This is a genomic window from uncultured Psychrobacter sp., assembly GCF_947500265.1.
GTDB lineage: Bacteria > Pseudomonadota > Gammaproteobacteria > Pseudomonadales > Moraxellaceae > Psychrobacter.
In genome coordinates this window covers 469,466-489,383 of record NZ_CANMRN010000002.1, presented here as the reverse complement: position 1 = coordinate 489,383, position 19,918 = coordinate 469,466, and the positions used below count along the sequence as shown (strand labels likewise).

The following is a 19,918-nucleotide window of genomic DNA, read 5'->3' as shown; positions in this document are numbered from 1 at the left end:
TCAGCTATTTTATAGAGGGTTAAATGCTTCCTTATCTGTTAGTCCTTAGCCTTGTTGTTTTCTGGATAGTACTGGAGAAAAAATCTCTCAATCGTACGTCTTTTTGGCTGCCTTTAATTACTTTAGCCCTGTTCGCAGGCAGTCGTAGCTATTGGGTCGGTACAGATACAGGGAGCTATACCAAAAATTTTAATAATAAATTTAGTCCTGAATCCTTTAGATTTAATGAAGATGTTGAGTACGGCTACCAGCTATTTGAGTATTCGTTACTGCATGTGACAAATAACTATTTTTGGCTACTGATTATCACCAGTTTCGTTATCGTCTATTGTTATTTAAAAGTCATCAGAAGATACAGTGTGAACTATTGGCTCTCTGTATTCCTGTTTATTACGCTAGGCGTCTATACCTTTTCATTCAATGGATTGCGTCAAGGAATCGCAATGGCTTTATTTACTTTAGCCATTCCTTATCTGCTAGAGAAACGGCTTTTTCCTTATCTATTAATATGTGCCATTTCATCATTTTTTCATATCACGGCTTTATTTATCATTCCATTTTATTTCATTGTAAATTTGAGAGTGAAGCCAGCTTATAAAATACTTGCGACGTTTTTTGGGTCTTTATTCGTTAGTAGGTTACTAGTATCTTATATTTCATCTACTAATGATCGATATGAGAATTATGCAAAAGTATCTGAAGAGTCAGGCGGGTTTTTGACACTTGGGTTTTACACAGTGCTTATGCTTCTCATAATTGTTGCGAGCTATGTATATAAAATCAGAGACAAGAACTTTCAACAGCTATTGATGTTTTATGCGTCAGGCGTGGTTTTTGTTATACCACTAGCGCTGTTGGGTACTAGCGCTTCAGGCCCGCAAAGAATCATTTCGTATTTTACATGGACTTTGGCTTTGTTACTGCCTGTGGTTTTGAAAAAGATAAATAACATTTATGTCTATATCATCAGTGTGTTTATCTTCCTTGCGTATTTCATATTGACGACATCAAAGTTCAGCAATCTGAGTCCTTATATTATCAATCCTATGTTTGAGGTGTTCTGATGAAAAGTCGCGCTTATATCTCAATTGGCATTCCATTTTATAATACAGAAAACTATCTAGAAGATGCTATATGTTCAGTTTTAGCTCAAACATATCAATATTGGGAGTTAATTTTAATTGATGATGGTTCTTCCGATAAGTCATTGGAAATTGCTAGAGATTTTGAGAGTAGAGATACTAGGATCAGGGTGATATCTGATGGTTTAAATAAAAAATTACCCTATAGATTAAATCAAATTGTTCGTGAAGCCAAATATGATTATATTGCACGTATGGATGCTGATGACTTGATGAGTAACCATCGTCTTGAGAAGCAAATACAAGTATTAGAAAGTAATAAGGAAATTGATTTTGTTACTACAGGTTGTTTTACTATTGGTAGAAATAATGAGCTGACAGGTGTGCGATTAGGTGATAATTACCAAATGAATGCAAAAATGATTCTAGAGGGAGTGACTAATCTGTTACATGCTTCGCTATTAGCACGTAAAAGTTGGTATGTAAGAAATAATTATGATGAAAGTAGAATTTTGGCAGAAGATTTCGATTTATGGTTACAAGCTGCAAAAAATAATGACTTAAATTATTTAGTTATTGAACAACCTTTATATTGGTACAGAGTTGTTGAGAATGTAACTGTAAAAAAAATGATTCAAGGTTATAATATGCAAATGGAAATCATTAATAGTAATTATAAAGGTATAGTGTCTGTTAGTAGAAAAAATAAAATAATTAGGAGATTTAGGTTAAAAAAACTAGTGGTGAAATATTTAGGTTTTCTTAATCTCATGAGTGTTTTGCTCAAAAGTAGGCATGATGATTGTAAAGACCAAGATATTAGTGATTATAGTAAAAGTTATTCAGAAATAAAAAGAATAGGATTATTCTAGATGATTATTATTATTATTGGTACGGTAGCTTCTAGTTTTTTGGGTTTCCGTGCTGACCTGATAAAGATACTGATTCAGAAAAATCATATTGTTTATGCGTTCACGTCAGAATATACAAATGCTGAACTAGAAAAAATTAAGTTGTTAGGTGCCATACCAGTCACTTATGAGCAAAAGCGAGGTGGTTTAAACCCTTTGGTAGATGTAATATCAACATATCTCTTAACAAATAAAATTAAAGCTATAGCACCGGATTTAGTATTTTCTTATTTTTCTAAACCAGTAATATTTGGTACTTTGGCAGCTAGATGGGCTAAAGTACCTAAGGTAATAGGTATGCTTGAGGGATTAGGGTATACCTTTACTAAGCAGCCCAAAGGCTTGATAAAAAGAACGCAATTAATAAAGCAAATACAAATAGCGTTGTATAGAATTTCTTTACCAAGGTTAGATACTCTCATCTTTCTTAACCCAGATGATCCAAATGACCTATTGGAAGAATACTCAATAAAAGTTAGAAAAGTAGAGATTTTAGGGGGGATTGGTTTAAACCTTGATGACTATAGTTATTCAAACAACTACCCTAAAAACCCAGTATTTATTTTCATAGCAAGATTATTAGCAGAAAAGGGTATTCATGATTATATAGCCGCTGCTAAAATTGTAAAAAAAATATATCCACAGGCAAGGTTTGTTGTGTTAGGAGCAATAGATAAAGTAGCTTTAGGTGCGTTGACAGAAGTAGAGCTAAGACAAGTTATAAAGGCGAGTATTATAGAGTATCCAGGTCATGTTAATAATGTTTCAGACTGGATAACAAAATCTAGCGTATTTGTTCTTCCATCTTATTATCGTGAAGGTGTGCCGCGCAGCACTCAAGAAGCGATGGCAATTGGAAGACCTATTATCACTACTGATGTACCTGGTTGCCGTGAGACGGTTATTGATGGAGTAAATGGGTTTTTAGTAGAAAAATGGAACCCAAAAGCTTTGGCAGAGAAGATGATTTACTTTATAGAACATCCTGAACAGATTAAAGAGATGGGTGATGAAAGCTACAAGCTAGCACAAGAGAAATTTGATGCAGATAAAGTCAATAAACGACTAATAAATATGTTGGGTTTGTAAATGATAAAACGACTATTTGACATTGTAGGTGCAACGACAGCGTTAGTAGTGCTCTCTCCTGTCTATGCTGCAACTGCATACAAGGTGAGTAAAAATCTTGGCGCGCCTGTTCTATTTCGTCAGATTCGTCCAGGTCTGTATGGTAAGCCATTTGAGATGATAAAGTTTCGATCCATGAAGGATGATATAGACGCAGATGGCAATCCTTTGGAGGATGGCGAGCGATTGACATCGTTTGGTAAAGCTCTGCGTAACACCAGCCTTGATGAGCTGCCTGAGCTTTGGAATGTGATTAAAGGAGATATGAGTCTAGTGGGCCCGCGACCATTATTAATGGAATATCTGCCCTTATATAATGATGAGCAAGCGCGTCGACACGACGTCCGCCCAGGTATTACAGGGTATGCTCAAGTCAATGGTCGCAACGCTATCGGGTGGGATGAGAGGTTTGCACTGGATACATGGTATGTTGACAATCAGTCGATGTGGCTGGATATCAAGATTTTATTTAAAACAGTAAAAAAAGTTATTGTTAAAGATGGTATCAGTGCTGAGGGCGAAGCAACTATGAGTAAATTCATGGGCAATAGTATTAATGAAGAAATGCTTTAAAAAAAGTGCTTTTCTGATAGCAATACAGTTAATCAAAAGACATTAAGTATTAGAAAAATCATAAGATATAAAAGGTTAATGACATAGTGAGCAGTTTATCGTAGAGCGTGACACAACATTAGACATAAGTACCATAGAGGAACATATGCTAAATACCCCTTTTTCACCTTGGCCAAAATTTACGCAACAAGAAGCCGACGCTGTCAGTCGAGTACTACTATCTAATAAAGTCAATTATTGGACAGGTGAAGAATGTCGTCAGTTTGAGCGAGAGTTTGCTGATTGGACAGGTAGTAAATACGCAATAGCGTTGGGTAATGGCACCTTGGCATTGGATGTCGCGTTACAAGCACTCGATATAGGTACAGATGATGAGGTCATTGTCACACCGCGTACCTTTATTGCTAGTATCTCGTCAATCGTTAATGCAGGTGCGACCCCTATCTTTGCAGATGTCGATGAAGCAACTGGCAATATTACCGCTGAGACCATCACAGCTGTACTGAGTGATAAAACCAAAGGTATCGTATGCGTCCATCTAGCTGGCTGGCCATGCGATATGGACAGCATTATGGCACTGGCAGATGAGCATGACCTATATGTCATTGAAGATTGCGCACAAGCTCATGGCGCACGATATAAAGGGCGAAGTGTTGGCAGTATTGGTCATGTTGGGGCATGGAGTTTTTGCCAAGATAAAATTATGACCACAGGAGGTGAGGGCGGTATGGTCACCACCGATAGCGAGCTACTATGGCGAAAAATGTGGGCGTATAAGGATCATGGTAAGAGCTATGCTGCAGTCTATGAAACGGAGCAATCACCTGGCTACAACTGGCTGCATGAGAGCTTTGGCACCAATTGGCGTATGACTGAGATGCAAGGCGTTTTGGGACGTATTCAACTGGAAAAAATGAGTAAGTGGACAGCCAAACGGGCTGCTAATGCGCAAGCCATACTAGAGGCCTGTAGCAAATGGGAGTCCGAAGGTTACCTTTGTGTGCCGAGACTAGAGCATTTAGCGCAGTTCTCAAATGCTAACCATGCTTACTATAAATTATATGTCTATGTGCAGTCCGATAATCTACCTGATGGCTGGACACGTGACCGTATTATTGAAGCAATTAACAATCAAGGTGTGCCTTGCTTCTCTGGATCTGCGTCAGAAGTCTATTTGGAGAAGGCCTTTGATAATACTGGGTTGCGTCCAAGCATTAGATTGCCAATGGCAAAGCAGCTAGGAGAGAGTAGTCTGATGTTTTTGGTTCATCCTACGCTTGCGGCGGCTGAAATTGAACTGACGATACAGGCGATCGATGGTGTGTTTGGTTCGATGGTCGAATAAAATGGCAATGAATGATTATTTTTAGAAATTCATCCCTCAGTCGACGCTATTTTTATTGAAAGCATAAGATACATTTGCCTATATATACGTAATACTGTTTCATTCACTTATTATAAAAATTTATCAGTGCGCAGGCCTTATCTTACGCTAGGATTTTGTAGCGTACACAGGTACAATATTACTCTTAGTCAAAGATTGACGAAGCAAAGGACAGGCATGCAAAGTATTTGCGCGCGCTGTCTTTATTTTTTTATATCGTACCCTCTATTGGAGTTACTATGTCTACTGCCCAAGAATCCGCCACCGTTTTGGACGGCAAAGCACTTGCCAAACAAATAGAACAGGATCTGCGCACGCGCGTAGATACGATTAAGGAAAAGACTGGCCGCACCCCAAGCTTAGCGACGATATTGGTTGGTGACGATCCAGCCTCTGCCACTTATGTTCGTATGAAAGGCAACGCCTGTAAGCGTGTTGGCATGGACTCTATACGCGTTGAGATGCCGAGTGCCACGACCACTGAGCAGCTCATGGCAAAGATAGATGAGTTAAATAGCAATCCAGATGTACACGGCATTTTGTTACAGCATCCTGTTCCTGAGCATATTGATGAGCGTGCTTGTTTTGAGCAGATTGACTTAGCAAAAGACGTCGATGGTGTGACTTGTCTTGGTTTTGGTCGTATGGCGATGCAGCAGTCAGCTTATGGCTCATGCACACCGCAGGGCATTATGCATTTGTTAGAGCATCATAATATCGAGCTATCAGGTAAAGAAGCAGTGGTCGTAGGACGTAGTGCTATCTTAGGTAAGCCAATGGCGATGATGCTATTGAATGCTAACTGTACGGTGACTATCTGCCATTCAAGAACTCAAGGTTTGGCAGCCCATATTAAGCGTGCAGATATCGTGGTTGGTGCGGTAGGTGTACCTGAGCTGATTAAAGCGGAGTGGATCAAATCAGGAGCGGTTGTCGTTGATGCAGGCTTCCATCCGACAGATGATGGCGGTGTTGGTGATATCGAAATGAAAGGCATGGAAAACATTGCCAGCGCTTATACGCCAGTACCAGGCGGCGTTGGACCGATGACTATCAACACGCTTATTCGCCAAACGGTCGATGCTGCTGAAAAGTCAGCAGGTTTGAATAACGGCTAAAAAGATAGTCATACGAATACTGATTGCCGATATATAAGGGGCCTGAGGTAACGTAAGCTCAGGCTAAATCAACCACATTTCAGTTGATAGGACCTAAACATGGCTAAAAAAAACGTAGGTGTTCATGAGCGACTACAAGGTATTGGTAGAGAGTTTGTCGATGTCTGTCATTACGTCATTTTATTTCTAATCAGTGTGGTTGTCGTTTGGACCGCAGGAAAAGAGTTTATTTATATTGTCCAAAAAGGCTCAGCGGATCTAAAAGACATATTAATGTTATTTATTTACCTTGAGCTACTGGCTATGATAGGTATCTACTTTAAAACCCACCGACTGCCAGTACAGTTTTTGATATTTATTGCCATAACGGCCTTGTCACGACATTTGGTGGTTGATGTACAGGCAGTTTCAGACTATTTCCATTTATGGCTGCTTGCGACAATTTCCGTGGCCATCATGCTACTGAGCGGCTCTATTGTAATCTTGACTTGGACGGCCAAAACATTTGGTCGTCCAGAGGATAATCTTGATAAGCAGCATGCAAACCTAACGGTTAAAGCACTGTTGCCTGATAATGCTCAAGCGCCTGATAGCCATACCAAGCATCGCCGTGAATAATTAGATAGCAATACAAAAAGATAGCAACATAAAAAAAGAGCGACCAGTGGTTGCTCTTTTTTTATGCCTAGCGTTTGGTATTATAACCATTTTAATCTTTTAAAATTGTAGTACAGATAGCTACATAAGGCGATAATAATGGCCATAATAACAAGGTAAGAATACTTCCAATGCAGCTCAGGCATAAAGTCAAAGTTCATGCCATAGATGCCAGCGATAGCTGTTGGTACTGCTAGAATACCTGCCCATGCCGCGAGCTTACGCACCACTTCATTCTGACCCATATTGACCATTGCCATATAAGTGTTCATGACCACACTCAGCATTTCATTAAGACCATTAATAGCATCTAGTGAGTGCAATAGGTGATCGTTAACATCGCGAAAATACGGCTTTGCTGCTTGAGAAAATCCAGAGACAATCTCACTTTTTTTATGATTGATAAAAAAGCTACAGATGTCTTGCACAGGTAAGATGATGGCGCGCATATGTACCAGTTGCGATTTAAGCTCGTAGAGATTTTTTAGTGTGCCTTTATCAAACTCAGAAGTAAATACATAGCGCTCTTGCTCGCGCAAGTAACGGCCCAATCGATCGGTAATCGGCATATAGTTATCAACGATAAAATCGAGGATAGCATGCAGTACAAAGATAGGGCCCATACGCAGCTTTTCGGGGCGACGATGGCAGTGCTCACGTACTGGCGCATAAGAGTTTGACGGGCCATTGCGAATCGTAATGAGGTAGTTTTTACCCATAAATATCGCAGTAGTACCATAACGAATGACATTGTCTTCTAGCTTGGCTGTACGTAGCACCACAAAAACCATGTCATTATCGTAGTTTTCGACCTTAGCACGTTGATGATCAGCAAAGGCATCTTCAATCGCTAGCTCATGCAGGTCAAAGGCTTCTTTTACTTTGACCATGGTTTCTAAACTTGGATCATATAGCCCAAGCCAAATAAATTGACCGTTATTCCCTAGTGTACGACTCACATCGTTGAGCGCCACTCTATTAAGATTCTCACCTGTTTTACGTGAATAAGCGTAGCAATTGACCACTTCGCCTGCGCTTGATGAATCAATATCTTCATAGCGTTCAGAGTCAGGATCGTAGACCGTCATGGTCTCAATAGTGTCTTCAGTAGTGGCGTCCACATCACCATAAATATAGCTATCATCATCGTCCAAATAGAGATGCTTGTCATTCATATTGGCGTAAATATGATTCATATTGGAATCAGGGGCAATATGAGCCGTTTTTTTAATCAATTGATTATTATCATTTTCCATATACTTTCCTGTCATATAATAAAAAACTTCAATAATCCAAATATGCTGTGAACGCTGCTACGGTTTTATCGTGTACCAATACTATCTATAGGGCATAGATTTCTATAGGGCATAGCTTTTTAGCGTATCGATATCTACCAATGCCAATAGGCTTTCGTGACACGCTTCTAACTTGATTTGCGGTGCGATATCGAAGTCCAATGCTTCAACCCAACGTAGCGCGCAGATGCACCAGTAGTCACCAGGTTTGAGACCAGGAAAGTTGTATTCAGGTAATGGGGTAATCAGGTCGTTACCGCGACTGGCAGAGAAGTTTAAAAACTCGCTGGTCATCTTGGCGCAGACGGTATGTTGACCAACATCATGGTTGCCAGTATGACAAAAACCATTGCGATAATAGCCAGTGATGGGATCGAAACAACAGCTGGCAAGTGCGGTGCCTAAGACATTGGTTTGGTTGATGGCAGGGTTTGGGTGGTAATCAGATGACATAAGGCTTCCGAGATAAAAATATGTGTTAGTGTATCATGAGTCTGTGCCGAAGACGCTGCCGTAATCACGCTCATTATCTTATGGTTAACAAAAAATAAACCTCTCGGCTATTCGCTCAATATTGAGCCAAACACATCAATGATGACTGTTACATCTGCTAAGCTAATAAGCGGCAATTGAACTGTAATTAGATAGTGATTGTGGCTAATTGTCACTAGGCGAACCTTGAGTGCTATGCTAAACTAAAGCATAAAGTGCCTTGATTATTTGTCGCAATTTTTTAGCGCATAAAGATACTCGTCTTATCATTCTAAATTATACTTATTATTCACCCTTTTGCGGTTACCTGGTTTGTTTATAAATAATTGGGTCAATGATGTTGCGCGTTAAAAATAAACACACACAGCGTCAATACCCGGCAAATCACCCTTTAAGTACCGCATCAGTACCGCGTTTTTGGTAAGCGATACGCCAAACAAGGATTTATTGTGTCTGTTAGTTCTGATTCTGCAAAACCTGCCCAGCCAAATTCTACCAACGAAACAGTGTCTCAGCCTGCCGAAAACAGTGCTGCACCCAATCGTATGCCATATTTGAGTAACTTTGGCAGTGATGTTGCCAATAGTTGGCTATTGCCTGATGGGGTGGTTGATGTCCTGTTTGAAGATGCGCACAAGCAAGAAGTGCTTAGACATCAGTTAATCGAGCAGCTTATTACTCATGGTTATCAGCTGGTTTGTCCACCGATGATCGAGTTTACTGAGTCCTTGCTCAGTGATGCGTCAGAAGATCTGAAACGTCAAACTTTTAAAATTATCGATCAGTTGACGGGGCGTCTAATGGGCGTACGCGCTGATATTACCCCGCAGATTTTGCGTATAGATGCGCATCATGGCGGTACGGGTATTGCGCGTTATTGTTACGTTGGTGATGTGATTCATACCTTGCCATCAGGTCTGTTTGGCTCTCGTACGCCGCTACAGTTAGGTGCTGAGATATTTGGCTGTGCATCACTAGCGGCAGATATTGAGCTGATAGATGTGCTGTTTACGATGGTAAATAAACTCAATATGAGTGCAGCGCTTCATATCGATTTGGGTCACGTAGCGATATTCAAACGTTTGGCTGAATTGGCTGAATTGTCAGACAGTGATACTGAGCAATTGATGTACTTATATGCCAATAAAAACCTACCAGAGCTTAAGCGTGTTTGTCGCGCTTTGCCAATGGGTGATGATTTTTATGTGTTGGCACGCTTTGGTCATGATATTGCAAACCTATTAGCTAAGTTATCGGATGCGGCGCAGCAAGACAGCCAAATCGCAACGGCAATCGATGAGCTACAGCGTTTGAAAAACTATCTACAAGACCAATGGCAGTGCCCAGTGAGTATTGATGTGACTGAGCTATCAGGCTATCACTATCATACTGGCATCGTCTTCAATGGTTATATCAATAGCGAAACGCAGCCACTCGTACGTGGTGGTCGTTTTGATGGTATGCAAAGTCAGACCCAAGCGTTACGTGCGGCCACAGGCTTTAGTATGGATGTCAGCCGATTGTTGGCTCATACACAGTTAGATGCGCCAACCGTTGTCTTGGTTGATTTTGCCGCTTTGACCAATGCAAATACAGATGAGATGCAGACACTACTGCAACAAGTAGAGAGTCTACGTCAGCAAGGCTATCGCGTCACTATGCCATTAGATGCACAGGATACTCCAGATGATGTTACGCATCGTTTGAGCATGTCTGATGACAGTCAGTGGCAGCTACAGACTGTTTAACAGTTTGACAGTAGACTATTGAATGGCGCACGCGGCCAAAAGTATTCAGTACAAATTACGAGAACGTAAAATTATTCGTTAGATATCTCAGTGTTTCTATTTGATGAATCACTGAGATAAAAAGATATAGCTAAGAAAATTATTTTAATTTTCAGCTTTTATTGCACACACCTCAATACATAAAGGTAAGGATTGATCATGGGTAAGAATGTTGTAGTTTTGGGTAGCCAATGGGGCGACGAAGGTAAGGGTAAAATCGTTGATTTACTTACCGAAAAAGCCTCAGCAGTAGCCCGCTTCCAAGGCGGTCATAATGCTGGTCACACGTTGGTTGTCGATGGCAAAACCACTGTCTTGCATTTGATTCCATCAGGTATCTTGCGTGAAGGCGTCACTTGCTTTATCGGTAATGGCGTGGTGTTAGCACCTGACGCACTACTAAAGGAAATGAAAGAGCTAGAAGATAACAACGTACCAGTACGTGAACGTCTACGTATCTCTCCTAATTGCCCACTTATCATGCCTTATCACGTGGCACTTGATCAAGCTCGTGAAGCCAAGCGTGGATCTGGTAAAATCGGTACAACAGGTCGCGGCATCGGTCCTGCATACGAAGACAAAGTAGCACGTCGTGCGATTAAACTTGCTGATTTGTTCCGTGAAGATCTAGAAGAAAAACTACGTAACCTAATCGAATATCACAACTTCCAACTGACTGAGTATTATAAAGTTGAAGCGATTGATTTTGATGAGACACTTAAGCTTTGTAAAGAGTGGAAAGAAGAGATTAAAGGTATGGTTACTGATGTAACTGAAGACCTAAATCAATTACGTCTAGCTGGCAAAAACCTAATGTTTGAAGGTGCTCAAGGTACGCTACTTGATATCGACCATGGTACTTATCCGTTTGTAACCAGCTCAAGTGTAACTGCTGGCGGTGTATCAACGGGTACAGGTATCGGTCCATTGTATTTAGACTATGTACTTGGTATCACCAAAGCGTACACTACGCGCGTTGGTAGTGGTCCGTTCCCAACTGAATTGTTCGATGATGTTGGTGCTCACTTAGCCAAAGTCGGTCATGAATTTGGTGCGACGACTGGCCGTGCACGTCGTTGTGGTTGGTTCGATGCTGAAGCATTACGCCGTGCAGTAGTACTTAACTCTATGTCAGGTATTTGCTTGACCAAGCTTGACGTACTAGATGGTCTTGAAGAGTTGCTAATCGGTGTGGGTTATAACCTACCTGAGACTGAGTGTGCAGGCGCGCATGATGCTGAATTCTACGAGTCAGTCACGCCTAAGTACGAAACAATGCAAGGTTGGAGCGAGTCTACCGTTGGTATCACTAACTATGATGAGCTTCCAGAAAACGCTAAAAAATACATCAAGCGTATCGAAGCATTGATCGGTTGCCCAGTTGATATTATCTCAACTGGCCCTGATCGCGAAGAGACTATCGTATTGCGTGATCCGTACGACGCTTAATTTGTACTACAAACTTGATTAAATAGTTTTTGGTATCAATAAAAAACCCCAACGCTTAGCGTTGGGGTTTTTGCTTTTGTTAGAACTTATAGCATTATCAACGACTAATGCACAATAAATTTACTTTTATGCAAGGTATGGTCATAAATTAACCCTATCATTTATGGCCTTAATCATTATAATAGGCAGCAATCCGATGTTGGCGCTTATGGTTATACACTGATATACCATGAGTTGTGTAAAACAGTCCAAGTCAACATTGTGGCTAAAGCTAAAACAACGCATTATTTTTTTCATATTTTATTGAATTTATCATTTATTAGGAGCTTCTCATGGCTAACGAACGTACTTTATCTATCATCAAACCTGACGCAGTTGCTGGCAACCATATCGGCGCTATTTATAGCCGTTTCGAACAAGCTGGTCTAAAAATCGTTGCAGCTAAAATGCTACAACTTGATGATGAAAAAGCAGGCGGTTTTTATGCTGAGCACGCTGAGCGTCCATTTTACAATGACCTAAAATCTTTCATGATGTCAGGTCCAGTATTGGTATCAGTACTAGAAGGCGAAAACGCTATCGCTCAGCATCGTGAAATCATGGGTGCAACTAACCCAAAAGAAGCTGCTGAAGGCACTATCCGTGCAGACTTCGCTAGCAGCATCGACGAAAACGCTGTACATGGTTCAGATTCAGCTGAATCAGCAGCACGTGAAATCAGCTATTTCTTCAGCGATGATGAAGTTTGTGCACGTACACGCTAATATAGTAAATAAACTATAAGCTTTTACGGCGTTCGATTTGTTTGAGGTAACTGCTATAATGAGACAGCTACGATTTAGACTGATCTTACCTGTATGAATTTTATACTTGATTGACTATAGACGAATTATTTACAACATTGATTGTTTATAATTGGTTTGCGAGACGGCTTATATCTTATGGGTATAGGCCGTTTTAGCTATTATAATAATCCTATAATCAAAGAATTACTAAACTGCTAAGGCGTTACCCTCCTTGGATGTACTACTTGTACAATCTGCAGTTGGCTGCCTTGTATCTACTTTAGAGTTCTGTGATTATATTATTCATTGAAATTCTTAGTGACTTGCCTCATTATTGATTTTACTTAGCGTTATCAATCCCTTATCAGCATGTTTTTGTAAATTTAGAAAACTGCGCTCATAGCGGATTGCTCATGCACCCATGTATGTATGGCAAAGCCCATATAAATAATTGCACCGCTTATCTAAGCTTCTGCAAAAAGGTTACCTATTATGTCAACTGTTCAAGCACCTACTCAGCACGTACCTGCTAAGATTACTGATAGCATTAAGCTAGTAGATGAGGCACATGCCAAAACCAATTTATTGGGTATGACGCAAGCGCAACTGGCTGATTACTTCAAGAGTATTGGCGAAAAACCATTCCGCTCAACTCAAGTGATTAAATGGATTTATCAGCATGGCGTGACAGATTTTGAGCAAATGACCAATCTGAGTAAGTCATTACGAGATAAGTTATCGCTTAATGCTTGTGTGGTACCGCCCAAAGTGATTCATCGTCAATATAGTGACGATGGTACGCGTAAGTGGGTGTTTGAAGTCACCGGCGGCTCGTTGGTTGAGACGGTGCTTATCCCTGCAGATGATAGCAAGTTAAATGGCCGTAAGACATTATGCGTGTCTTCGCAAGTAGGCTGTGCACTAGACTGTAGCTTCTGTAGTACAGGCAAGCAAGGGTTTGAGCGTGACCTGAGTGCGGCTGAAATTATCGGTCAGTTATGGGTCGCTAATGCGTCATATATGACAGATGAAAATGAAAGCTTAGAAAACGTTGACCATAGCCTATGGGAAAATAACGTCACCAACGTGGTGATGATGGGCATGGGTGAGCCGCTATTGAACTATAAACCTGTAGTAGGTTCAATGGAGTTGATGCTAAGCGATCATGCTTATGGATTGTCAAAGCGTCGCGTCACGTTATCGACTTCTGGTGTCGTCCCGAAAATGTATCAGTTAGCGCAAGACATCGATGTGGCATTGGCTATTTCACTGCATGCGCCAAATGATGAGCTGCGTAATGAGTTGGTACCAATTAACAAGAAATATCCGTTAGAAGAGCTGATTGCAGCGGCAAAAAACTATGTTTATGATGTCAATCCACGTCATAAGAAGCACGTTACGATTGAATATGTGATGCTTGATGGGGTCAATGATAGCAATGAGCATGCCCATCAGTTGGTTGCGCTATTAGAAGGGTTGCCAAGTAAAATTAACCTTATTCCGTTTAACCCGTTTCCACATGCACCGTATGACAAATCAAGCAACAACCGTATTCATGCGTTTAGTAATATATTGAGCGAAGCGGGTTTTGTTTGTACGATTCGTCAAACACGTGGGGATGATATCGATGCTGCTTGTGGTCAGTTAGTTGGACAAGTTGCCGATCGTACTAGACGCTCAGCCGCGTGGCAGCAGAGCATCAAAGATCGTGAAAGCGTTTAGTGGTCTTTGAGAAAATAAGCGTTATATCTGACTGGTATAGCGTTTTAGCTGTCTTTTGTCTGTCGCAATGGTAAGAAAATGTAGCAATGACTGTCAAGATTGCAGAACGTGGTAATTAATAACAACTAAATTGTACTTATAGGGGTTAAATCTATTAAACTGAGGCCTCGAAGATCGAATGCATTGAATCCCAGTTTTATGATGGCGGCTATGATGACTTCTAAAAATTCTTGTCAGTTCAAATATCAAAAATTATTTTCTAAGTTTTATAAGCAGTCGAGTATCAGTGCTGCCCAAACCGCTTTGCCAAAGCGTGCAGTACTGTCGGCAGTATTTGGCGTCCTTGTATTAAGTGGCTGTCAGACCACACCGACCAATGATTTGCTAGGTAACTCTCCTTATCAAACATCTACGCGCGCTAGCAACGATCGAAATTTAGATCAGCAGGAAATCGCCCGTGTGCGTACCTCACTTGCCGCGCAATACATCCGAAAAAATGAGCTAGATACCGCGCAGCAGCAGCTCGAAAAAGCCTTTGCTGCCGATAGCCGTTATGCGCCAGCCTATGATATGATGGGCGTTTTGTTGCAGCAAGAAGGCAGCCGTATCAATCTAGCCAAAGCTGATGAATACTTCAAAAAAGCAATCGCGCTAGATAAAGACTTTGTACAAGCACACAATAATTATGGCGTGTATCTGTCACAGACAAAGCGCTATCGTGAAGCAGCAGAACAGTTTGAGATTGCAGGGGCGACGCTAGGCTATGAAGGCCGTATTGGCGCGCTAGAAAACCTAGGTCGTACTTATCTGCAGTTAGGTGATAATAGTGCCGCTTCAAAAGCATTTTTACGGGCACTCGATGGCAATCGTAATAGTATTATTGCTCATATCGAACTGGTAGATTTGCTGCTCGACCAACAGCGTGTACCGCAGGCACAGAGACTGTATGATGAGACGCTGATATTGGTGCAGGGGCAGGGTATTAGCCCGCGCTTGCTCTTACAAGGTATCAAGCTTGCAGCAGCACAAAATAATATAACAACGCGCCAGCAATTGGCACAGCAGCTTTTATCCGCTTATCCGCTAAGTGATGAAGCAAAACAACTTAAGACTTGGCTTAACAATCCAGAGGCACCATGGAAATGATCACCCCATCATCTAACACTCAATCTAACGCTCAGGGATCATTTGGTGCCGTGTTGCAGCAAGCCCGTAAAAACAAGCAAGTAACTTTAGAAGCAGCGGCTGCTGAGCTGTTTATTCTAAAGCGTCATCTAGAAGCGCTAGAAAGCGAAAACTTCGCTGAGCTACCACAGGCTGCGTTTGCTCGTGGTTTTGCGATTAACTATGCCAAATATTTGGGCTTAGACTCAGCAAAAATCGCTAGTAGCTTCGATGCCGCCTATCCTAATGAGCTAAAGGCCAAATCAGCCAGCAATATCGATACGCCGCTGCGTCCAATGGGGACTTTGCAGCGTGATACTCATAACCGTATCCGCTTTAACCCGCTATTGATCATAGGCGTTATCGGATTGATTATCTTGGCGGTATTCCTATTCCGCATGGTGAGTAACGCTAGCAAAGAAAACACGCAAGAGCCTGTATCAGCTGTTGAAGACATGTCAGCGATAGAGCAAGCCCAAGGTGCCGCCATCAATAGTGATGCAAGTGGCGTTGGTGCTTCTGGCTCTGCATTGAATCTGGGTGATGCTGCAACGACTGCTAGCCTAAACCTTGTATTGACAAGCGACGCTGTGGTTAGTATCACGGATTCTTCTGGAAACAGTTTGATAAATGGTTCTCAGTCTGCGGGTAACTATGACTTATCAGGTGTGCCACCGTTTAATGTGCAAATTGATAATATTGATAATGTTAGCTTGATGCTCAATCAACAACCAGTTGCGTTAGATACGTATGCAACAGATAAGCAAGCCACATTCGAATTGGCACCATAGCCAGTTGCATAAGTGCAAAATTTGAATGAAGCACTCATATGTTTGGATGAAGCATCTATGTGTTTGAATAAAGCGAATATGTGTAGGCTGATTTAGCTGGTTTATATTATATGTACAAAGGCCTAGGGCTTTTCTATTTTTGATTCAAGGATTTATGTATGTCAATGCCATCGCCTATTAATCGTCGTCTGACCAAAAAAATCTATGTCGGTGATGTCGCGGTTGGTGGTGATGCACCAATTAGCGTACAGAGCATGACCAACACTGATACCTGCGATGTAGCAGCGACGGTCGCTCAAATCGAGCGTTGTGTCGAAGCAGGTGCTGATTTGATGCGCGTATCAACGCCAACGATGGATACGGTCAAAGCCTTTGGTGAAATTCGCAAATTGGTAAGCGTGCCTTTGATCGCTGACGTGCATTTTGATCATAAAATCGCTTTGGCCGTTGCTGAAGCGGGCGCTGACTGCTTACGTATCAATCCGGGTAACATTGGTAGCGATGCTAAGGTACGTGAAGTGGTCGCTTGCGCCAAATATCACAATATTCCTATTCGTATTGGCGTCAACGCTGGCTCTTTAGAAAAAGACATACAGCGTAAGTATACTGAGCCAACTGGCGAGGCAATGCTAGAATCGGCAATGCGCCATATCGATATTTTAGAGCGTCTTAACTTTGACCAGTACAAAGTATCTGTCAAAGCCAGCAATGTGTTTTTGACATTGGATGCTTATCGTTTAATATCAGCGCAAATTGATAACCCCTTACATTTGGGCGTGACGGAAGCGGGTGTCTACCGTACTGGTGCTGTCAAATCTGCTATTGCGCTAGGTGGATTATTACTAGACGGTATTGGCGATACCATTCGTATCTCGTTAGCAGCTGAGCCTGAAGAAGAGATTAAGATTGGTTTTGATATTCTAAAATCGCTTAATATCCGCTCGAACGGTGTAAACTTTATCGCCTGTCCAAGCTGCTCGCGTCAAGAGTTTGACGTGATTAAAGTAATGACAGCGTTAGAGTCGCGTCTAGAAGATATTCGTGAACCGATGAATCTATCTGTGATCGGCTGCAAGGTAAATGGTCCAGGAGAGGCAAAAGAGGCCGATATCGGTATCGTTGGTGCTGCCCCTAGATCACTGGTCTATCGTATGGGTGAAAAAAGCCACCTTATCGATACAGGCAATCTGGTCGATGAAATAGAAGGTATGGTTCGCGCCCATGCAGAAGACTTGGCAAAAAAACGTGAAAATGAAATCATTCGCGTAAAATAAGCCATAGAATAGATTGTTACGTTAGGCTATACCGTCACAGTATCAATCAGATATAGCGCTTATTTGAATATATAGAAAACAATAATAGAATACCTGTTAAATATTTAAGGATACGACCGTACCATGATCAAAGCTATCAAAGGTTTTAATGATATTTTGCCTGACCAATCAGCAAAGTGGTTGCATTTAGAAGCGATATTGGCTGATGTACTTGGTAGGTACGGTTACGAGCATATTCGCTTGCCAATCGTTGAACAAACGGATCTGTTTGCCCGTGCTATTGGCGGCGCGACTGACATCGTCGAAAAAGAAATGTACAGCTTTACTGATAAATCTGAGCCACCAACGCCGTTAGCGTTACGTCCTGAAGGCACAGCTGGAGCAGTACGCGCTGTTATCGAGCACAACTTGCTACGTGGTGACACGCCCAAGCTTTGGTATATCGGTCCGATGTTCCGCTACGAGCGTCCGCAAAAAGGCCGCTATCGTCAGTTTCATCAGTTAGGTGTCGAGAGCTTCGGTAGTGCACTACCAGATGCTGATGCTGAGCTGATTGCGATGACTCATCTGATGTGGCAAGAGCTAGGCCTCAACAATGAGATGCGTTTGCAACTAAACAGTTTGGGTGAGCTGGATGAGCGTTATGCTTATCGCGAAGCATTGGTTACTTATTTGACTGATAAAAAAGACCAGCTAGACGAAGACAGCAAACGTCGTTTAACGACTAACCCTTTACGTATCTTAGATAGCAAAGAAGCGAGTACGCAAGCAGTATTGGCAGATGCGCCAAAGCTTGCTGACTTCTTGGGTGAAGAGAGTATGGCGCATTTTGAGCAAGTCAAAGCCTATCTGACTGCGCTTAATATTGATTTTGAAATCAATCCGCACTTAGTACGTGGCCTTGATTATTACAATAAAACGGTATTTGAGTGGGTAACAGATAAGCTTGGAAGTCAAGCTACCGTTTGTGCGGGTGGTCGTTATGATGGGCTAGTAGGGCAATTAAAATCAATCGGTACAGATGGCAGTAAACCAGTAAAATCTGAGCCTGGTGTTGGTTTTGCAATGGGGCTTGAGCGTTTATTGCTACTCATAGAAGCAGTTGCGCCGATTGCTTATATACCTGCTTGTGATGTATTCGTTGTGGCCCATCCTGAGGTATATAGTGCTGGTATAAGCTATGCACAGAACTTGCGTCGCAGTCGTCCAGATGTACGAGTAAAGATGGCCAGTGCCACGAGTCTAAAAGCGCAAATGAAGAAGGCAGACAAGTCAGGCGCGGCATTGACAGTCATTATCGCTCAGCGAGAGCTGGATGATAATACGATTAGTATTAAAGACATGCAGACAGGTGAGCAAAAGACGGTGGCACAAGATTGGCTATCAAATAAAGATAACTTTTCTCGTGGCTAGTCGACTTTAACTAATCAGCTTTGTTTGTGGCACTAGCAATTTAATGTAAATTTTATCAGGTAAATATATATGGCTCTGACACCTAATTCGCCGAATGCAGATAACTCCATGCAAGCGTTAAAGCAATATGGTAGTTATATCGTCACTGCGATTTTGTTAGCACTGGCCGCCTATTTTGGTTGGACGTACTGGCAAAACAACCATGCGCGAGTAGATACCGTCGCCGCCGATCAATATGCTGATATTCAGCAGCTAAACGAAGAGGTCAAACTGGCCTCGCAAAACCCAGATTTAGAAGCAGAGGCTCAAGAAGCACTTACCCAAAGTCGTAGCCAACTAGACAAAGATATTGATACTTTGGTCGGCACGCATGGTGAGTCGGTTTATGCATGGCAAGCGCTAATGATAAAGGCACGTCAGCAAGTAGACAATGATGACTTTGCAGCAGCGACTGAGACATTCAAAAAAGCATTGGCCATTGATTTGGGTGATGCTGGTCTAGAAGCGATTACTCGTTTACGCTATGCAAAAACGCTGTTGGCCGCAGGCGATACAGATGCTGCACTTTCAGAAGCAAACAATGACATGCCAAGCTCGTTTGAAGCAAGTCAACAGGAGCTACTAGGGGATATTTACTTAGCGCAAGACAGTAAAGATTCAGCGATTAAATCTTATAGCAATGCGTGGGAGCTATTACGTAGCCGTCAAGAAACGCGTGCAGTATTGGCATTAAAGATGGAAAGCTTAGGTATCACAGCTGAGCCGATTGCTGAGCAAACCAGTCTTATTCAAGAGGCATCTGCTCCTGAGCCGTCGCTAGTGATGGATACCTCGAATGAAGTCGCTGCCGAAGCGGGGCAATAAGTCGGTAGGATAGTATTGAGAGTTGGTAA

The 19,918-nt window shown here is 41.8% G+C and carries 18 protein-coding genes; 16 read left to right on the top strand and 2 right to left on the bottom strand.

Going from position 1 to position 19,918, the window contains the following annotated elements; all coding sequences use genetic code 11:
* Positions 1-23 precede the first annotated feature (23 nt).
* The 7 genes from Q0788_RS04590 (at position 24) to Q0788_RS04560 (ending at position 6,814) form a co-directional block, all read left to right on the top strand.
* A complete protein-coding gene (locus Q0788_RS04590) occupies positions 24-1,064 on the top strand; it encodes an EpsG family protein (protein ID WP_298808226.1) in 1,041 nt (346 codons plus the stop codon).
* On the top strand, positions 1,064-1,954 hold the full coding sequence (locus tag Q0788_RS04585; RefSeq protein WP_298808223.1) for a glycosyltransferase family A protein: 891 nt from the start codon (positions 1,064-1,066) through the stop codon (positions 1,952-1,954). The genes Q0788_RS04590 and Q0788_RS04585 overlap by 1 nt, the downstream gene beginning before the upstream one ends.
* Entirely contained in the window at positions 1,955-3,082 is a 1,128-nt protein-coding gene (locus Q0788_RS04580) for a glycosyltransferase family 4 protein (RefSeq protein ID WP_298808220.1), read from the top strand.
* Positions 3,083-3,694, top strand: coding sequence for a sugar transferase (locus Q0788_RS04575; RefSeq protein WP_298808219.1), 612 nt, complete (start codon positions 3,083-3,085; stop codon positions 3,692-3,694). It begins immediately after the preceding gene.
* 145 nt (positions 3,695-3,839) lie between these two features.
* Positions 3,840-5,039, top strand: a complete 1,200-nt coding sequence (locus Q0788_RS04570) for a DegT/DnrJ/EryC1/StrS aminotransferase family protein (RefSeq protein WP_298808218.1) — start codon at positions 3,840-3,842, stop codon at positions 5,037-5,039.
* A gap of 278 nt (positions 5,040-5,317) precedes the next feature.
* Complete coding sequence (gene folD / locus Q0788_RS04565) at positions 5,318-6,196, top strand: bifunctional methylenetetrahydrofolate dehydrogenase/methenyltetrahydrofolate cyclohydrolase FolD (RefSeq protein ID WP_298808216.1); 879 nt, start codon at positions 5,318-5,320, stop codon at positions 6,194-6,196.
* 99 nt (positions 6,197-6,295) lie between these two features.
* Entirely contained in the window at positions 6,296-6,814 is a 519-nt protein-coding gene (locus tag Q0788_RS04560) for a phosphate-starvation-inducible PsiE family protein (RefSeq protein WP_165597444.1), read from the top strand.
* 80 nt (positions 6,815-6,894) lie between these two features.
* Here the strand turns inward: Q0788_RS04560 and corA are convergent, their stop codons facing one another.
* Positions 6,895-8,109 carry a magnesium/cobalt transporter CorA gene (gene corA, locus Q0788_RS04555; protein WP_191114866.1) on the bottom strand — a complete coding sequence of 405 codons (1,215 nt, stop codon included), beginning with the start codon at positions 8,107-8,109 and terminating at the stop codon, positions 6,895-6,897.
* Between the two features lie 102 nt (positions 8,110-8,211).
* On the bottom strand, positions 8,212-8,601 hold the full coding sequence (locus tag Q0788_RS04550) for a DUF2237 domain-containing protein (protein ID WP_057759025.1): 390 nt from the start codon (positions 8,599-8,601) through the stop codon (positions 8,212-8,214).
* 488 nt (positions 8,602-9,089) lie between these two features.
* On the opposite strand from Q0788_RS04550, the gene Q0788_RS04545 reads away from it, so the two are divergent.
* The 9 genes from Q0788_RS04545 (at position 9,090) to Q0788_RS04505 (ending at position 19,889) form a co-directional block, all read left to right on the top strand.
* Positions 9,090-10,388 (top strand): ATP phosphoribosyltransferase regulatory subunit, encoded by a 1,299-nt coding sequence (locus Q0788_RS04545; RefSeq protein ID WP_298808210.1) that lies wholly within the window; start codon positions 9,090-9,092, stop codon positions 10,386-10,388.
* Between the two features lie 198 nt (positions 10,389-10,586).
* Positions 10,587-11,876, top strand: coding sequence for an adenylosuccinate synthase (locus tag Q0788_RS04540; protein WP_057759029.1), 1,290 nt, complete (start codon positions 10,587-10,589; stop codon positions 11,874-11,876).
* Positions 11,877-12,208: 332 nt separating this feature from the next.
* Positions 12,209-12,640, top strand: a complete 432-nt coding sequence (gene ndk / locus Q0788_RS04535; protein ID WP_057759031.1) for a nucleoside-diphosphate kinase — start codon at positions 12,209-12,211, stop codon at positions 12,638-12,640.
* Between the two features lie 513 nt (positions 12,641-13,153).
* Positions 13,154-14,383: a 23S rRNA (adenine(2503)-C(2))-methyltransferase RlmN gene (rlmN, locus tag Q0788_RS04530; RefSeq protein WP_057759033.1), complete on the top strand. Its 1,230-nt coding sequence runs from the start codon at positions 13,154-13,156 to the stop codon at positions 14,381-14,383.
* A 210-nt stretch (positions 14,384-14,593) separates the two neighbouring features.
* Positions 14,594-15,529, top strand: coding sequence for a type IV pilus biogenesis/stability protein PilW (pilW, locus tag Q0788_RS04525; RefSeq protein ID WP_298808207.1), 936 nt, complete (start codon positions 14,594-14,596; stop codon positions 15,527-15,529).
* Complete coding sequence (locus Q0788_RS04520) at positions 15,526-16,338, top strand: helix-turn-helix domain-containing protein (RefSeq protein ID WP_298808367.1); 813 nt, start codon at positions 15,526-15,528, stop codon at positions 16,336-16,338. The genes pilW and Q0788_RS04520 overlap by 4 nt, the downstream gene beginning before the upstream one ends.
* A 158-nt stretch (positions 16,339-16,496) precedes the next feature.
* Entirely contained in the window at positions 16,497-17,612 is a 1,116-nt protein-coding gene (gene ispG, locus Q0788_RS04515) for a flavodoxin-dependent (E)-4-hydroxy-3-methylbut-2-enyl-diphosphate synthase (RefSeq protein WP_057759039.1), read from the top strand.
* Positions 17,613-17,735: 123 nt separating this feature from the next.
* Positions 17,736-19,025 (top strand): histidine--tRNA ligase, encoded by a 1,290-nt coding sequence (gene hisS, locus Q0788_RS04510; RefSeq protein WP_298808202.1) that lies wholly within the window; start codon positions 17,736-17,738, stop codon positions 19,023-19,025.
* Between the two features lie 69 nt (positions 19,026-19,094).
* Positions 19,095-19,889, top strand: coding sequence for a tetratricopeptide repeat protein (locus tag Q0788_RS04505; RefSeq protein ID WP_298808200.1), 795 nt, complete (start codon positions 19,095-19,097; stop codon positions 19,887-19,889).
* The last annotated feature ends 29 nt before the right edge of the window (positions 19,890-19,918 follow it).

Excerpts from the sequence above, each read along its gene's own strand:
- Q0788_RS04590 (WP_298808226.1), top strand. The coding sequence starts at position 24 with ATGCTTCCTTATCTGTTAGTCCTTAGCCTTGTTGTTTTCTGGATAGTA.
- Q0788_RS04585 (WP_298808223.1), top strand. The coding sequence starts at position 1,064 with ATGAAAAGTCGCGCTTATATCTCAATTGGCATTCCATTTTATAATACA.
- Q0788_RS04580 (WP_298808220.1), top strand. The coding sequence starts at position 1,955 with ATGATTATTATTATTATTGGTACGGTAGCTTCTAGTTTTTTGGGTTTC.
- Q0788_RS04575 (WP_298808219.1), top strand. The coding sequence starts at position 3,083 with ATGATAAAACGACTATTTGACATTGTAGGTGCAACGACAGCGTTAGTA.
- Q0788_RS04570 (WP_298808218.1), top strand. The coding sequence starts at position 3,840 with ATGCTAAATACCCCTTTTTCACCTTGGCCAAAATTTACGCAACAAGAA.
- folD (WP_298808216.1), top strand. The coding sequence starts at position 5,318 with ATGTCTACTGCCCAAGAATCCGCCACCGTTTTGGACGGCAAAGCACTT.
- Q0788_RS04560 (WP_165597444.1), top strand. The coding sequence starts at position 6,296 with ATGGCTAAAAAAAACGTAGGTGTTCATGAGCGACTACAAGGTATTGGT.
- corA (WP_191114866.1), bottom strand. The coding sequence starts at position 8,109 with ATGGAAAATGATAATAATCAATTGATTAAAAAAACGGCTCATATTGCC.
- Q0788_RS04550 (WP_057759025.1), bottom strand. The coding sequence starts at position 8,601 with ATGTCATCTGATTACCACCCAAACCCTGCCATCAACCAAACCAATGTC.
- Q0788_RS04540 (WP_057759029.1), top strand. The coding sequence starts at position 10,587 with ATGGGTAAGAATGTTGTAGTTTTGGGTAGCCAATGGGGCGACGAAGGT.
- ndk (WP_057759031.1), top strand. The coding sequence starts at position 12,209 with ATGGCTAACGAACGTACTTTATCTATCATCAAACCTGACGCAGTTGCT.
- rlmN (WP_057759033.1), top strand. The coding sequence starts at position 13,154 with ATGTCAACTGTTCAAGCACCTACTCAGCACGTACCTGCTAAGATTACT.
- pilW (WP_298808207.1), top strand. The coding sequence starts at position 14,594 with ATGATGACTTCTAAAAATTCTTGTCAGTTCAAATATCAAAAATTATTT.
- Q0788_RS04520 (WP_298808367.1), top strand. The coding sequence starts at position 15,526 with ATGATCACCCCATCATCTAACACTCAATCTAACGCTCAGGGATCATTT.
- ispG (WP_057759039.1), top strand. The coding sequence starts at position 16,497 with ATGTCAATGCCATCGCCTATTAATCGTCGTCTGACCAAAAAAATCTAT.
- hisS (WP_298808202.1), top strand. The coding sequence starts at position 17,736 with ATGATCAAAGCTATCAAAGGTTTTAATGATATTTTGCCTGACCAATCA.
- Q0788_RS04505 (WP_298808200.1), top strand. The coding sequence starts at position 19,095 with ATGGCTCTGACACCTAATTCGCCGAATGCAGATAACTCCATGCAAGCG.